9 protein-coding genes are annotated in these 16,319 nt (G+C 43.1%); all 9 read left to right on the forward strand.

The features are described 5' to 3' along the window. Positions 1–73 precede the first annotated feature (73 nt). The 9 genes from DWY07_RS06685 (at position 74) to DWY07_RS06725 (ending at position 16,251) form a co-directional block, all read left to right on the forward strand. The gene (locus tag DWY07_RS06685) at positions 74–2,563 is read left to right on the forward strand and encodes a PAS domain-containing protein (RefSeq protein ID WP_117808562.1); all 2,490 of its coding nucleotides are present in this window, start codon (positions 74–76) and stop codon (positions 2,561–2,563) included. A gap of 24 nt (positions 2,564–2,587) precedes the next feature. Continuing rightward, on the forward strand, positions 2,588–3,580 hold the full coding sequence (gene mreB / locus DWY07_RS06690; protein ID WP_021944010.1) for a rod shape-determining protein MreB: 993 nt from the start codon (positions 2,588–2,590) through the stop codon (positions 3,578–3,580). Between the two features lie 15 nt (positions 3,581–3,595). Further along, positions 3,596–5,845 carry an ATP-dependent RecD-like DNA helicase gene (locus tag DWY07_RS06695; RefSeq protein ID WP_117784690.1) on the forward strand — a complete coding sequence of 750 codons (2,250 nt, stop codon included), beginning with the start codon at positions 3,596–3,598 and terminating at the stop codon, positions 5,843–5,845. 81 nt (positions 5,846–5,926) lie between these two features. Next, positions 5,927–6,649, forward strand: coding sequence for a ComF family protein (locus DWY07_RS06700; protein ID WP_117808563.1), 723 nt, complete (start codon positions 5,927–5,929; stop codon positions 6,647–6,649). Positions 6,650–6,851: 202 nt separating this feature from the next. Then, entirely contained in the window at positions 6,852–7,628 is a 777-nt protein-coding gene (gene hisA, locus DWY07_RS06705; RefSeq protein ID WP_117808564.1) for a phosphoribosylformimino-5-aminoimidazole carboxamide ribotide isomerase, read from the forward strand. A 123-nt stretch (positions 7,629–7,751) separates the two neighbouring features. Beyond that, the gene (locus DWY07_RS06710; protein WP_117808565.1) at positions 7,752–10,061 is read left to right on the forward strand and encodes a glycoside hydrolase family 9 protein; all 2,310 of its coding nucleotides are present in this window, start codon (positions 7,752–7,754) and stop codon (positions 10,059–10,061) included. 76 nt (positions 10,062–10,137) lie between these two features. Then, positions 10,138–13,329 carry a GtrA family protein gene (locus tag DWY07_RS06715; protein WP_117822529.1) on the forward strand — a complete coding sequence of 1,064 codons (3,192 nt, stop codon included), beginning with the start codon at positions 10,138–10,140 and terminating at the stop codon, positions 13,327–13,329. Between the two features lie 301 nt (positions 13,330–13,630). Next, complete coding sequence (locus DWY07_RS06720; protein WP_117808567.1) at positions 13,631–15,382, forward strand: ATP-binding protein; 1,752 nt, start codon at positions 13,631–13,633, stop codon at positions 15,380–15,382. A 20-nt stretch (positions 15,383–15,402) separates the two neighbouring features. After that, on the forward strand, positions 15,403–16,251 hold the full coding sequence (locus tag DWY07_RS06725; RefSeq protein ID WP_117822530.1) for a hypothetical protein: 849 nt from the start codon (positions 15,403–15,405) through the stop codon (positions 16,249–16,251). Positions 16,252–16,319 lie beyond the last annotated feature (68 nt).

Here is a 16,319-nt window from a genome sequence, read left to right on the forward strand (position 1 = left end):
GAAACTTTTCTATGGCTGACATGGAAAAGTTTTATGTGTCTATGGGGTTACATAAGAGAAAAGAGGGATACATTTGGAGATAGGCAAAATCAGCAATTATTCAGATTTTCTGAGCCATATTGAATATCCCGCAGTTGTATTCTGCGAGGATGGAGAAGTTTTAAGTATCAATAATGCGGCAGTAAAACTGGTCGGCAACCAGATCGATTCGATCACGATGGAGCCGGATAAGTTTATGTCCAGTGATGAGTTCTGGCCAATTTTAAATGAGAAGAAAACGATTATCTGGCATCGGCTTCTGCTGAATATAAATAAGAAAAAAAGACTGGTTGTAAGTGGATTTGTCAATCAGTTTGAATATAACGGGAAAAAGGCATATATGGTACTGTTTGAACTGCGCTCCGATGTAGCAATCGGAAGTATGAGTCTGGAACGTATCATTAACCATGCGGGCATTCTGGCACTGTATCTCTACAAGCCGGACAGCAGATGGCAGACTCGTTATGTAACAAAGAATATAACGGAATTCGGATATAAAGAAGGTGACTTTTACAGTGGAGCAGTAGGGATTCGCGATATTATAGTTAAGAATGACTATGATATTCTGATCGGGAATCTCTATAAGGCGGAGAATACAGGACATACGGATTTTGAGATGAAGGTACGTTTTGTATCGGCAGAGAGTGCAATCACTACTATGATGCTGAACTGTCACATCGTAAAGTCGCCGGATGGATGTGCTGATGGCATTGAATTATTATTTGTAAAAGAAAAAAAGCATTCCTATGATGGGGAAAAAGGTGAATATATATTATCTGTTATGAACAAGATCAAGAGTCTTGTGATGGTAAAATCCATTAGCAGAGGACACAGCACATTGAAATACATTACACCGAATGCCAGATTACTTGGAATGAATGTGGATGCACTTATGGCGGGAAATAAACTGACAGAAGACTATATTCATCCACAGGATCGCGCAAGAGTTATTCAGAATGCGAAGAATGTGTTAAAGAGTGGTGGATCCGATTATGAGGACGAGTATCGTATCGTAGATGATTATGGAAATGTCAGATGGGTTCGTTCCCAGAACAGTATCACACAGGCAGGGGATTCTTCTTATACGATTGAGTTCTTTATAACAGATATTACAGAAAACAAGAAGCTGCAGAACAGTGTAGAGGAGGCTAAGAAAGAGTATGAAGACAAGCTTTCTTACATTATGAACACGACTGTAGATGAGAATGAATATACGAGCGAGAGTATCGATAAAGACAAATGGAACAGTATTGTAAAAGCATTTGCAAGCTTAAGCGGGCTATATTCAACGGTTGTATCTCCGGCGGGAGATCAGCTTGTAGAACCGGCAGGACCGTCTCTGCATATGGGAAGCTTTTATGATCTTTTTGAAAAACCTCAGTATAAGAGTATCATTGTGAAGTTAAATGAGGTGATCCTTCAGAACAATGTTCCGGTCATTATGGAGATGGATGACGGTATAGATGGAAGTATTATCTGCGGAGCCCCGATTAAGATTGGAGAGAAACACATTGCAACCTGGATCCTGTGCGGATATGATACAGCAGATGTTACAAAGATGAAGAAGGTCTATAAGATCCAGTGGAATATGTGCAATATCTTCTCAGAATATGCATATAATGACAAGGTCCTGTCCAAAGAAGCAGAACGGAGCAAATCTGTTGAGATGTTGTTAGAAGAGAAGATCCAGAGACAGAAGATTCTGACAGAAGCACTCAGTTCCATGGACAGTGATGATAATAAGACAATCAGCAATATTTTGGAAAGAACCAGTGATTATCTGGGAATCGATGTTATGGCGATCTATTCCCTGAACGAAGATCAAGAGTATATGTGCAGTCATATCTGGTCAAGAGAAAAGAACATGTCTGCAGAAGAATATGTGGAAGAATGGCAGCGGGGCAAGAAATTCTTTGCACACAGCAAGGAACGTTCTTACGACTGCATTGTAGCAGATAAGAACCATAACTTTAAGAACTTCCAGAGCAATATGGAGCAGATCGGTGTAACGAGTTTTGTCGCACTCAGCATAGAGATCAATAATATCATCAGCGGTTGTATTGTTATGGCGAACAATCATACAGATAAGATATGGTCAGAGGATGATATTGAATTTTCGAAGGATATTCGAAACGTCATTCAGGGTATCCTTGCCAGAATAGAGGGTGATGGCAACATTCGAATGGTAAATAAGCTTCTGGTAGATACATATAACCATATCAAGATCGGCATCTTTATCCGTGATGAAGAGACCGGAGAGGTATTGTTCTCCAATCAGCCGTTAAACGATATGCTTGGATATGATTTTACAGGAAAAGATAGTAAGACACTGATCCGTGATCTGAATGATACATTTAAAGGTGTATCAACGGTGCAGAAGCCATTTCTGACCGAACGGAAAGAAGTGAGCTGGAGAAGTTATATCAGACAGTTCGATAAGATCATGGATTTATCCGAAGTCAGCATGAAATGGCTTGACGGAAGAAAGGCATCTCTTGTAATATTAAGGGATGTACAGGATTAACAGTAACCAGAAAGGGGACCAATCATGGCAAGTTCAGATATCGGTATAGATTTAGGTACCGCCAGTATATTGGTATATGTAAAAGGCAAGGGCGTTGTATTAAAAGAGCCGTCCGTAGTTGCCTATGACAGAGATACAAATAAAATAGTAGCGATCGGTGAAGAAGCCAGACTGATGCTTGGAAGAACACCGGGAAATATCGTAGCGATCCGCCCACTTCGTCAGGGTGTTATATCAGACTACACAATAACAGAAAAGATGTTAAAGTATTTTGTCCAGAAAGCAGTGGGAAGAAGTTACTTTGGAAGACGTCCACGTATCAGTGTATGTGTGCCTTCGCAGGTAACGGAGGTGGAGAAGAAAGCAGTAGAAGATGCAACTTATGCAGCAGGTGCAAGAGATGTATCGATTATAGAAGAACCGGTGGCAGCAGCAATCGGCGCAGGAATTGATATCTACAGACCATGTGGTAATATGATCGTCGATATCGGTGGCGGAACTTCAGATATTGCCGTTATTTCCCTTGGCGGCCCGGTTGTAAGTGCTTCCATTAAGGTTGCCGGAGATGATTTTGATGAAGCAATCGTGCGTTTTATGAGAAAGAAGCACAATCTTCTGATCGGTGAGAGAACCGCAGAGGAGATTAAGATCAAGATCGGAACCTGTTTCAGAAGACCAGAGAACATCACACTGGATATCCGTGGCAGGAATCTGGTAACCGGACTTCCAAAGACAGTAACAGTAACATCAGATGAGACAGAAGAAGCGCTGCGTGAGCCTGCATCCCAGATCTGTGAAGCCGTTCATTCCGTTCTGGAACGGACACCTCCTGAGCTGGCAGCAGACATTGCAGACAGAGGTATCGTATTGACCGGTGGTGGAGCATTGCTCCATGGACTGGAAGAGCTTCTGGAAGAAAAGACAGGAATTACAACCATGACTGCAGAAGATCCACTTCGTGCAGTTGCTATCGGAACAGGAAAATATATCGAATTACTCAACAGTAAGACAGAGTAACGCAGGAGACTTGTTGTGATAAAAGAAGGTTATGTTGAAAAAGTTATCTATAAAAATGACGACAATGGCTACGCCGTTTTCACTGTAGAAGGTGAAGACGGCGAAGACATTTTTGTCGGAACCCTTCACGGTATCAGTGAAGGAATCTACATATCTGCAGAAGGGGAATATGTCAATCATCCCCAGTATGATCTCCAATTCAAATTTACATCCTATGAAATCAAGATGCCGGACGATATGGTAAGTGTAGAACGATATCTGGGTTCTGGTATCATTAAAGGTGTCGGTGAGGCACTTGCAAAACGTATCGTAAAGAAATTTAAGATGGATTCTCTGCGTATCATTGAAGAAGAGCCGGAACGACTGGCAGAGGTCAAGGGTATCTCGGAGCGGAAAGCAAGAGAGATCGCAGTCTCTTATAATGAAAAGAAAGAGATGCAGGATGCGATCATTTTTCTGACCGGATATGGAATATCGATCAATCTGGCAGTGAAGATCTTCAATGAATACGGTCAGGAGATGTATAAAATCATCCGGTCAAATCCATATAAGATCGCTGAGGATATCAGTGGTGTCGGTTTTAAGACGGCGGATGAGATCGCTGAACGAATGGGGATCAGCAGTGATTCGGATTTTCGTATCAGGGCAGCATTGTTATATACATTGTTAAATGCGAGCCAGCTTGGGCATATGTATCTTCCGAAGCAGATGCTGGTGGCAAAGACGTATTCACTTCTGGTGGATGACAATGTGCCATATAATGAAGAACTGGAAAATGAGATCGGAAGCCAGATTATAGAGCTTCAGATGGCAGGCAAGGCGATCGTAAAGGAGCTTGACGGAGCTGTAATTGCGGTCTATGCTGCGGCAAATTATTATATTGAGCTGAATTCAGCAAGAATATTGTCAGATATCGATCTGGATTTCACATCAGAGGATCGTCCACTGGATAAGATGCTTGCACAGATCGAGGAAGTAGAGAAGATTACACTGGAAGAAAAGCAGAAACTTGCGATCAAGAATGCAGTCAATAACGGCGTGGCAGTGATCACAGGTGGACCGGGTACGGGTAAAACAACAACGATCAATGCCATGATCAAGATGTTTGAGAAATTGAATCTGGAACTGTTGCTTGCAGCACCGACCGGACGCGCGGCAAAGAGGATCACCGAGGCAACCGGATATACGGCACAGACGATCCACCGGCTTCTGGAACTGTCCGGTGGCGGGATTGATGAAGAAGGAAACAGTTCCACCTATACATTTGCAAGAAATTCAAACAATCCGTTAGAAGCGGATGTAATTATCATAGATGAGATGTCGATGGTAGACAGCAGCCTGTTTTACAGTTTACTGCAGGCGATCATGCCGGGAACCAGACTGGTGCTGGTAGGGGATTCCAACCAGCTTCCATCTGTCGGACCGGGAAATGTATTAAAGGACATCATTCGTTCGGAAGTATTTTCCGTAACAGTGTTGGATAAGATATTCCGACAGGGCGAGAACAGTGACATTATCACGAACGCCCATCTGATCAATGCGGGAAAACAGCTTGCGATCAATAATAAAAGCCGGGATTTCTTCTACATACCAAGACAGGGATCACAGGATATTATCGCAGAATTGAAACATCTGATCTTAGACAGTCTGCCTGGGTTCTTCCAGGTCGATCCGATGAACATTCAGGTGCTTACTCCGATGCGGAAGTATGAGCTGGGTGTTGAGAATCTGAATAAACGGCTGCAGGAGATCCTGAACCCACCGAACAGAAGCATACCGGAGAAAGAGAAAAATGACGTTGTATTCCGTAAGGGCGACAAGGTCATGCAGATCAAGAACAATTACAAGCTGGAATGGAAGATCATGGATGCAAAAGGACGCTTCGTGAAGGAAGAGGGGGTAGGTGTATTCAATGGGGATGTCGGTTTTGTAAAAGAGATTGATGAGTTTGATCAGAAGATTGTTGTCGAATATGATGATGGAAGACTGGTAGATTACCTTTACTCCCAGCTTGATGAACTGGAACATGCATATGCTATCACAATACACAAATCACAGGGAAGTGAGTATCCGGTCGTGGTGATTCCGCTTCTTACAGGTCCGGCAAAGCTGCTGAACAGGAATCTGCTCTATACGGCAGTTACAAGGGCAAGAAAGGGTGTTGTGATCGTAGGCAATATAGGTCTGGTTAAGACGATGATTGATAATATCGACGAACAGAAGCGGTATACGACATTTGCAGAACGACTGGTAGAACTGGCATAAATCAGGAGAGGGATAATTTCCGAATGCATTGAATGTGCGAAGCACATGATATAACAGGAAAAGCAATAAAGGGGGCTATATATGCAGATACAGAACAAATGGAACCGGGCAATGATAGATCTGGTATTTCCAAGACGATGCCCGATCTGTGATGAGGTTATGCCGTATGGTGCAAAAGGAATCTGCGGAAAACATGAGTTGCTGCCATATGTGACAGAACCCACATGTATGAAATGTGGAAAAAGTCTGGATGACGAGGAGTTGGAATACTGTGCAGACTGCAGGACGCATACCCGGAGCTTTGAACGGGCATATCCGGTCTTCCGGTATGTGGAACCGGTCGCATCCAGTGTGCTCGCGATCAAATATCACAATAAACGGGAATATGTGGAATATTATGGAAGTCTTGTTGCAGAACGGATCCGGAAAGCGGGACTTGCAGAACGGCTGCAGATCATTTTGCCCGTACCGGTTCACAGAAGTAAATTACGGAAACGGGGATATAATCAGGCGGAGCTGTTGGCAGATGTGGTAGGACGGAGACTGGATATTCCGGTAGATAACGGACATCTGCTCCGTGTGTCGGATACGACACCACAGAAGGAATTATCACCGCTTGAACGTGCAAATAATATAAAACAGGCATTAGAGGTCCGGGCACTTCCGGCGGAATGGAAGACGGTCTTATTAATAGATGATATTTATACGACAGGTGCGACAGTGCAGGCATGTACGGAAGCATTACAGGAGGCTGGCGTGGAACAGGTCTATGTCGGAGTGATATGTATAGGAGAAGGTCGATGAGCTTGCATCGGCCTTTTCTATTTGTGTAAGTTATGAGTCATGATCTGAGTCTGCATGAGATGGACAACTGCCGCAGGTTTTTATATGACACTTGGATTATAGAAGGTTCTGTGTTAGAATAAACAATGTCTGCGGACACTTTGTATTTGCAGACATTGTAACGATATAAAAATGAAAAAAGGCATATTGCCTGGGAGAAAATATGAAATTTCGTCCATGCATCGATATACATAATGGAAAAGTGAAACAGATCGTTGGCAGCAGCCTTCAGGATGAAGGAAATGCTGCAAAAGAGAATTTTGTATCTGAGTACGATGGCGCAGCATTTGCCCGGATGTATAAGGATGCGGGTATACAGGGTGGACATATTATCCTGTTGAATCCGGCGGGAAGCGAGTATTATGAGGAGGATTGCTATCAGGCAGAGCTGGCACTTACGGAATATCCGGGAGGCTTGCAGATCGGTGGCGGTATCAATGCGGAAAATGCCGGACGGTTTCTTGACATGGGGGCATCCCATGTGATTGTTACATCGTATGTATTTAAAAATGGAGAGATCAACTATGACAATCTGGAAGCCATCCGACGGGCAGTTGGCAAGAATCATCTGGTACTGGATCTGAGCTGCAGACGATGCGAGGATGGTTATTATATTGTGACAGATCGCTGGCAGAAGTTCACAAAGGTAAAAATGACGGAAGGAACACTGGATATGCTTGCCGGTTACTGCGATGAATATTTGATCCATGCGGTGGATGTGGAAGGTAAGGCGTCCGGAATCGAGACACATATTGCCGAGCTGCTTGGAAACTGGGGCAGGATCCCTGTGACCTATGCAGGCGGGATCGCGTCCTTTGAGGATCTGGATAAACTGAAGCTGCTTGGCAGAAACCGGGTTGATTTTACAATCGGAAGCGCACTTGATATCTTTGGCGGACATATGCGGTATCAGGATGTCGTGCGATATCCGGAGCAGTAAGAGCTGGCTAATTGTTATGGTATAAAAGTGAAAGACATATGGAGCCGGGAGGCGACGTGTTATAAATATATGTACAGTTGAGAAGGTATCGTACATAAAGAAAATATGGAGGGATAATAAAACATGAGAAAAATGAAAAAAGTTGCTGTTCTTTGTCTGACTGCGGCGATGACCATGTCACTGCTTGCAGGCTGCAGTGGTACAAAGAAAGATGCAGATGGAACGACCGCTGAGACGACAGAGGTTACGACGGAAGCCGAGTCCACTGAGGAAGAAGAAACGACAACGGAGAAGGCAACCGAAGAGGAAACAGAGGAGCCAACAACAGAGGCACTGGGTGTTTCAGATGGTGATAAAGTCATCAATATCAATTTTGATGATAAGGATACGGATGGTTTCCACACCTATACGAATGGTGGAAATGAAGAAATGACCAATGAGGATGGAGAGCTTCACATCAACATCAAAAAGACAGGAAGTGCGGATTATGCAAACCAGATCTATTACGATGGCTTTCGTCTGTATCAGGGATGCGTTTATGAATATTCCTTTGATGTAAGATGCGACATTGAGCGTACGATCGAATGGAGATTACAGATCAATGGCGGAGATTATCATGCATATACCAGTGATGTGATCACGATCGGACCGGAGACGCAGCACATTACAGCACAGTTTACGATGGAAGAGGATTCCGATCCTGCACCTCGTCTTTGCTTTAATATGGGAAAGCAGGAAGGTATGACCGGAGACGAAGCAGAGCATAATATTTATTTTGATAATATCTTATTAGAGGCAGTTGATGCTTCCGGCGCACAGCAGGTAGAAGCAACACCGGATCCTATGGCTATCAATGTGAACCAGGTTGGTTATCTGACCGGCGATTCCAAGGTTGCTACTGTGATCGAAAAAAATGCAAAGTCATTTGAAGTAATAGATGTAACATCAAACAAGTCCGTATATTCAGCAGATCTGCCGGAAGAAGCTACCTACGATCCACCATCAGAGATGTTCTGCAAGCAGGCAGATTTCTCATCCGTAAAGGATGCAGGAACCTATAAGATCAAGACAGATGATGGAGAAGAATCCGCAGAGTTCAAGATCGGTGATGATATCTATGGTGACCTGTATAAGGATGTTGTACTGATGCTGTATAACCAGCGTTGTGGAGTAGAACTTGACAGCAGCATTGCAGGCGAATTTGCACATCCTGCCTGCCATACAGGAGAAGCGGTTGTATACGGGACTGATAAGAAGATCGATGTGACAGGCGGCTGGCATGATGCCGGAGATTATGGCCGTTATGTTGTATCCGGTGCCAAGACGGTACAGGATCTGTTTATGACATACGAGGATAATGAATACAAGGCAGATGATATTGGTATTCCGGAAAGCGGAAACGGTGTTCCGGATATCTTAGATGAAGCAAGATATGAACTGGACTGGATGCTTAAAATGCAGGATGACAATGGTGGTGTATATCACAAGGTAACCTGTGATGTATTTCCTGAGACGGTTATGCCGGAGAAAGAAACAGCACAGTTGATCGCATGTCCGATCTCAAATACAGCCACCGGAGATTTTACAGCTGTTATGGCAAAGGCGTCTGTTCTATATAAAGAATACGATGCAGATTTTGCAGCAAAATGTCTGGAAGCATCAAAGAAAGCATACGAATATCTGAGTGGCAACATGGATGCGCACGGATTCTCCAATCCGGATGATATTGTAACCGGTGAATATCCGGATACCATTTTCCGTGATGAAGCAATCTGGGCAGCAGTAGAATTGTATGCAGCAACCGGAGATGATTCCTATAAGAAAGCAGCCGATGCGATCATTGAGGGCGACGATATTGTAAACTACGGACTTGGATGGGCAGATGTCGGATATTATGCCCTGTACGATTATATTAAGTATGACGGCGGTTCAGCTAAGGCAAACGAACTGTTCTTCAATGAAGTAGATAAGACGGTAGAACAGATCAAAGACAATGGTTTTGGCGTATGGGTATCACCAACTAAGACATTTGCATGGGGAAGTAATATGAACATTGCAAATAAGGGAATGTTACTTCTGATGGCAAACAAGCTGAAGCCAGATGCAGACTATGTAAAATATGCTTCCTATCAGAGAGATTACCTGCTTGGAAGGAATGCAGTCGGCTATTGTTATGTAACAGGCTTTGGTACAAGAACTCCGCTTCATCCACACCACAGACCATCTCAGGTATTAGATGTAGCAATGCCGGGTATGTTAGTTGGCGGAGCAGACAGTAATCTGGAAGATCCATATGCGAAGGCTGTTCTTCTGGGCAAAGCACCGGAGAGCCGCTATGCAGACAATGCACAGTCATTTTCCTGTAATGAGATAACAATCTACTGGAATTCTCCATTGATCTATCTGCTGTCAGGTCTGGGTAATACAAAATAAAAAAGAATACACACACATGAACATGCAGCCGGCAGGGGTATCTGTTCGGCTGCACTGATATAAGAGAGTTATAGTTATGGACACAATAAAGAAGTTATTAAAAAAAGAGATTGTAAGATATGTAATAGCGGGTGTAGCCACGACAGTTGTAAATATTGTTTCATTTTATCTTCTGCGGATGTTCACCGGCTTATCCAGAAGCGGAGCGAATGTCATAGCGATATCGCTGGCGATCCTGTTTGCATTTTTTGCAAATAAGTTTTTTGTATTTACGGAGAGTAGTAAGAAGGATGCCGTGACTTTAAGCCGGGAATTTATATCCTTTGTCGGAACCAGGCTTCTTGCCATGCTGGTCGAAGTAGTTGGAACGAATCTGTTATGTGATTCCTTCCGCTGTAATGAATTCTTATCCAAGATCATTATTCAGTTCTTTGTAGTTGTGATCAATTATGTATTTGGCAAATGTTTCGTCTTTAAGAAAAAAAAGCCGTCTATACGGTTGTTTATGAAGAAAAACTATATTATTCTTCTTGCCGGACTGCTTCCGGCTTGTTTCCTGCTGGGAGTATGGATAGCAGAAAAGATCGGACCATTTGGCGGGAACAGTCTGACCATGGTGGACAGCCTGCATCAGTACCTTCCGTTTTTTTCTGATTATTATGATAAGCTTCAAAATGAAGGAAGTCTGTTTTATACCTGGGATATCGGTCTTGGAAGCAATATGCTGTCGATCATTGCCTATTATATTGCCTGCCCGATCAATTTCCTTGTGGTATTGTTCAAGCAGGAGCATATCTATATTGTGATGAGCTTGTTTATCGGAATCAAGATCATTTTATCCGGTATGTCATTTGCTTATTATATGCGGGAAAAATGTAAGGAACAGGGGAAATATCAGGCAGTGATTCTGATCTTTTCAACGGCATATGCATTAAGCAATTATATTATCGGTTATTCCTGGAACTTAATGTGGATGGATTGCATCCTGATCCTTCCGCTTATTATGGCGGGCTTTGAACGGATGACAGAAACCGGGAATTATAAGTTATATGTGCTGTCCCTGTTCTATGGATTGATGTGTAATTATTATATTTGTTTCATGATCTGTATTTTCCTCGTTATGGAATTCCTGCTGACCAATCATAAGAGCATAAAGAAATTCTTTACGGATGGTTTCCGTTTAGCGGGCTGTTCCTTATTGGCGGCCGGAATGGCAGCATTTCTTCTGATCCCGGCGTACCTTGGACTGAATACAACCGCTTCGGCAAATCGTGTATTTCCGAAAGCAGAATGGTATGGAAGCATCTGGGATCAGATCAAACAGCTTTTTTATCTGACAAAGCCAATCAAGAACCAGCAATTTGACGGCGGGCTGAATATATACTGTGGAACGATCTGTTTTGTTCTGCTGTTTGTATATCTGCTGAACCGTAGGATCAAGTTGTGGGATAAGGTTAAAAATGTGATCATACTTGTAGTTATATTTGCAAGTTTTAACAACCAGCTTTTGAATTATATCTGGCATGGCTTCCATGATCAGTATGGAATCCCGAATCGTTTTTCATTTCTGTTCATTTTCCTGCTGCTTGCCATGTGCTGTGAAGTGCTGATGAAGCTTCAGAAGAAGGATATCCTGTCAGTTATGCTTGGAATTGCCTGTGGATATGCATTCCTGATCCTGGCGACAAAGAAGTGTACACTGGAAAAGGAAACCTTGTTATGGACAGAGATCTTTATAACAGCATACGCAGTATGCATGGTCGGCTTCACATTGACGAAGGGTATGTGGAAACGGATCATATCCTATGTGCTTCTGATTGTCTGTCTGGTTGAGACAACGATCAATGGAATTAAGGGATATGACAGCAATGGTTATGTAGATATCAGTCAGTATTTTGGTCTGGAATCGGAGATCCGGAATGCAATTGATTATCTGGACTGCAAGGATAAGCCATACCGGGTAGAGATGATGAATACAAAGATCGTAGACGAACCGACCTTTTATAATCTGAAAAGCGTCTGTCTGTTTGGCTCGACAGTATCTGCAGATCTGGTTGATATGATGCATGATCTGGGATATTACACAGGAGCAAATGAGTTTCTGTTTGATGGTGGAAATACAGTATCCAATTCCCTGCTTGGTATAAAATATCTGCTTCAGAGGGATGGCGAGTATAATTATTTTGATGTGAATTATGTAAATGAGGTGGATGGTATACGGTTATACGAGAATCCGTATGCATTGAGCCTTGGTTATATGGTCAATAATGATCTGTTGGATTATGATGGCGATATCGGAAATATGTTTGAGACGCTGAACCAGTTTGTGAAGCTGTCTACCGGTGTGCCGGGAGTATTCTCTGAATTATATCCGGAGGTATCCACATACAGTGATAACTGTGAGGTAACGCGTCAGGGAGATCTGAGTGAGTATTATTCATACAAGCGTACCGATAGCAGCACCTGTAACTTCCAGTTGAGCTTTGATATTACGGATGAGACGAATGATATTTATATCATGGCGAATTGCTCCGGTATCAACAAGGTTCGTATCTATATTGACAATGAAGAGAAGAATTATGAAAGACTTCAGAATCAGACCTATCATGTCGGACATCTGGTAAAGGGACAGAAGGTAACGGTTGAGTATTGTTTCCGCGATACCCAGGCAAATACAGGAACTGCCCGGCTGATCGTTGCAGATATGAACTGGGAATCCTTCCTTCAGGCATATGATATCCTGCAGAGCCAGCAGCTTCTTATCGGAAAGATGGAAGATGGATATGTGAAGGGTTATATTACGATCTCATATCCGGGACTGCTGTTCACATCGATCCCATATGATGCCGGATGGACAGCATATGTCGATGGCGAAAAATATGAGATTGACAAGGTTGGAAATGCATTTATTGCATTGAAGCTTGCTGCGGGTGATCATGTGATCGAATTCAAATATTTTCCACCTGGTCTGAAACTTGGACTGATCCTTACCTTTGCATGCTGGCTGCTGTTTGGCTTCCTGTGTGGAAGAAGACAGCTTCAGAACCGGAACGCGGAGAAAACATCAGGCAGGAGAAAACGCAGAACACAGAGTGCCGGCATAAATGAAACGGAGTCGGATGCAACAAGTGATCTGCCAGAACCGGACGACCGGAGCCTGTCAGTAGATGAAGCGGTGGAGCAGACAGAACCGGAGACTTTAGATGATGATTATTATAAGCATGTAGATGAGATCTTGAAGGATGTATTTGATAACGATCCAAAATAAAAAACAGGCATTATAACCATAATGCGTACGCTTTTGTGAGCCGGGAATTGACAGATGTATAACATATATAAAAAACAGGGCATATGGAACCTTGAAATTTGTTTATATCTGCCAGATTCCTGGAGATAGTGTAATCAGTGCATTAGTGATATCTAGTAAAAAATATCAAAAAAGGCCTATAGATTTTATGAAAAATCTATAGGTTTTTTTATCATCTCGTTGACCTTAACATTCATTTATAATATAATAACATGTGGAGTCAAAGTATTAGATTCAAAAAAGTAGAAATAGAGGTGCATCAATGGAGAAAATTAAGGAGTTGGGTTGGAAACCGGTCGCAGCAGCCGGTGCGGTACTTGGTCTTCTGGCAGGTATCTTAGGTGTTGCAGGTGTAGGAGTGGGTGCTCTGATCGTTGGAATACTTGCTGCAGTTGTAACATTTGGAGGAGTATTCATCATCTGTGGTGACGGTACGAGTGGAAGTGGCGGAAAGGGAGATAAATATAAAAAGTTATTTATGAACCTGCCAATCGGTTTTGCACAGGCAAAGATCATAGATGATCCTGTAAATGGTGTCAGTTATCAGATCGTAGATGCAAACGAGATCTTTGGTGAGTATTTCAAGCTGGATGTCAGTGATTACACCGGCAAGAACCTGAAAGAAAGCAAGATCGAGGTCCTTCAGGATATCAATGCCTGGTTTACGGCATATAATAACTCCGGAACAAAAGAAGGAGATCTGATGGATGTTGAGATCACAATGGAATCTCTTCAGAAGGTATTTAACACCGTAATGTATAAGTCAGAAGCAGATTACATTAACATGGTGGTTATTGATATCACAGATCAGAAAGATACAGAGAACAAATTGTCCAAGGCAATTGTTGATGCGAATGCAGCCTATAAGACACAGGCTGAGTTCCTTGCAAATATGAGCCATGAGATCCGTACACCTATCAATGGTATTCTGGGTATGCTCCAGCTTACACTGATGGCTGATGATCTTCAGGCAGATTACAGAGATAACCTTGTAACAGCAAAGAACTGTGCGGATACACTGCTCCGACTGATCAATGATATCCTTGATATCAGTAAGCTGGAAGCAGGAAAGTACAAGATCAAAGAAGAAACATTTGATATCAAACAGGCGATCGAGGAGACGGTTGCTGCTCAGGTACCACTTGCAAATAATAAGGGGTTACAGCTCGACTGTTCATTTGGAAACAATATTCCAAAGCTGGTAAAGGGCGATGGACAGAGAATTCAGCAGGTATTAAACTGCCTGTTATCAAACGCGATCAAGTTTACGTCAGAGGGAAGTGTACGTGTTAAGATCGCATCCATGGATATGGAAGGGGAAAATAAGGTTAAGATCCGTATGGCAGTTGCAGATACCGGTATTGGTATTTCAGAGGCTAACATGAGCAAGCTGTTTATCCGTTTCAGCCAGGTTGATTCTTCTGATACAAGAAGATATGGTGGATCCGGCCTTGGCCTTGTAATCACAAAGCAGATCGTTGAACTGATGGGTGGCAACATTCAGGTTCAGAGTAAGGAAGACATTGGTTCTACGTTCATCGTAGAAGTACCTATGAAGGTTGTAAAGGCATCGGATGATGCATCAGTAGAGATTGAGCAGGAAGAAGAACCGGCTGTATTTTCAATCAATGCACACAGCAAGGCAAGAATCCTTGTAGCTGAGGATGAACCGGTTAATCAGCAGGTAATCGGTAAGTTACTTGGTATGGCAGGCTTCTCTTACGATATTGCAGAGAATGGTCAGAAAGCAGTTGAACTCTTCAAGCAGAAGATTTACGATGCAGCGTTATTTGATGTACAGATGCCTGTTATGGATGGTATCGCAGCTACACAGGAGATCCGTGAGATCGAGCAGAAAGAGAAGAGAAAGAGACTTCCAATTATCGCAGTAACAGCAAGAGCCATGTTTGGTGATAAGGAACGTATTCTTGAGAATAAACTGGATGATTACATAGCAAAACCATATAATCTGAACGATGTTGTTGAGACATTGAACAAATATATTGATGATTAACATAAGGAGGTCATTTGACAATGGCAGGTAATTTTTTTCAGAATGCATTTGAAAAGACAAAGTCATTAGCTAATCAGGCAGTTGACAGCACAAAGTGTGCTGCACAGAAGACAAAGATAAAAGGCAAGATCTCATCTGAGAATTCCAATCTTGACAGAATCTATACAGAGATCGGAAGATATTATTACAACCTGAACAAGGAAGAAGCACCGGAGGAGATCAAGCATCTGTTTGACAGTGCTGCAAAGGGATTAGAGAATATTGCAGCTCTGGAGAAGGAATACAGAGAAGTAGAAGAACAGGAACACCGTATCATGAACAGTGGCAATCAGTATCAGCAGACACCACCACAGGGTATGTATAATCCGCAGATGAACGGAATGCCACCACAGGGTATGTACAATCCACAGATGAATGGAATGCCACCACAAGGCTACAATCCACAGATGAACGGAATGCCGCCACAGGGCATGGCACCGCAGATGAACGGAATGCCACCACAGGGTATGGCACCACAGATGAATGGAATGCCACAGCAGGGCATGTATAATCCACAGATGAACGGAATGCCGCCACAGGGTATGGCACCACAGATGAACGGAATGCCACCACAGGGTATGGCACCACAGATGAACGGAATGCCACCACAGGGTATGGCACCACAGATGAACGGAATGCCACCACAGGGTATGGCACCACAGATGAACGGAATGCCACCACAGGGTATGGCACCACAGATGAATGAGATGCCACCACAGCAGAATCCTGCACCTGCTCCACAGGCAGGACCTGTACAGGAATCCGTACCTGCAGTTGCACCGACATCCCAGCCGGAAGCGGTTCCGCAGAATGAAGAAGTATCCCGGTAGTGAGTGCATAAGGTCAGAGAAATGCAAAAATCCAGATAAATATCTGCAAAATGCGTATATGACAAAAA

This window comes from Clostridium sp. AF23-6LB (assembly GCF_003461085.1).
In the GTDB taxonomy this organism is placed as follows: Bacteria; Bacillota; Clostridia; order Lachnospirales; family Lachnospiraceae; genus Coprococcus; species Coprococcus ammoniilyticus.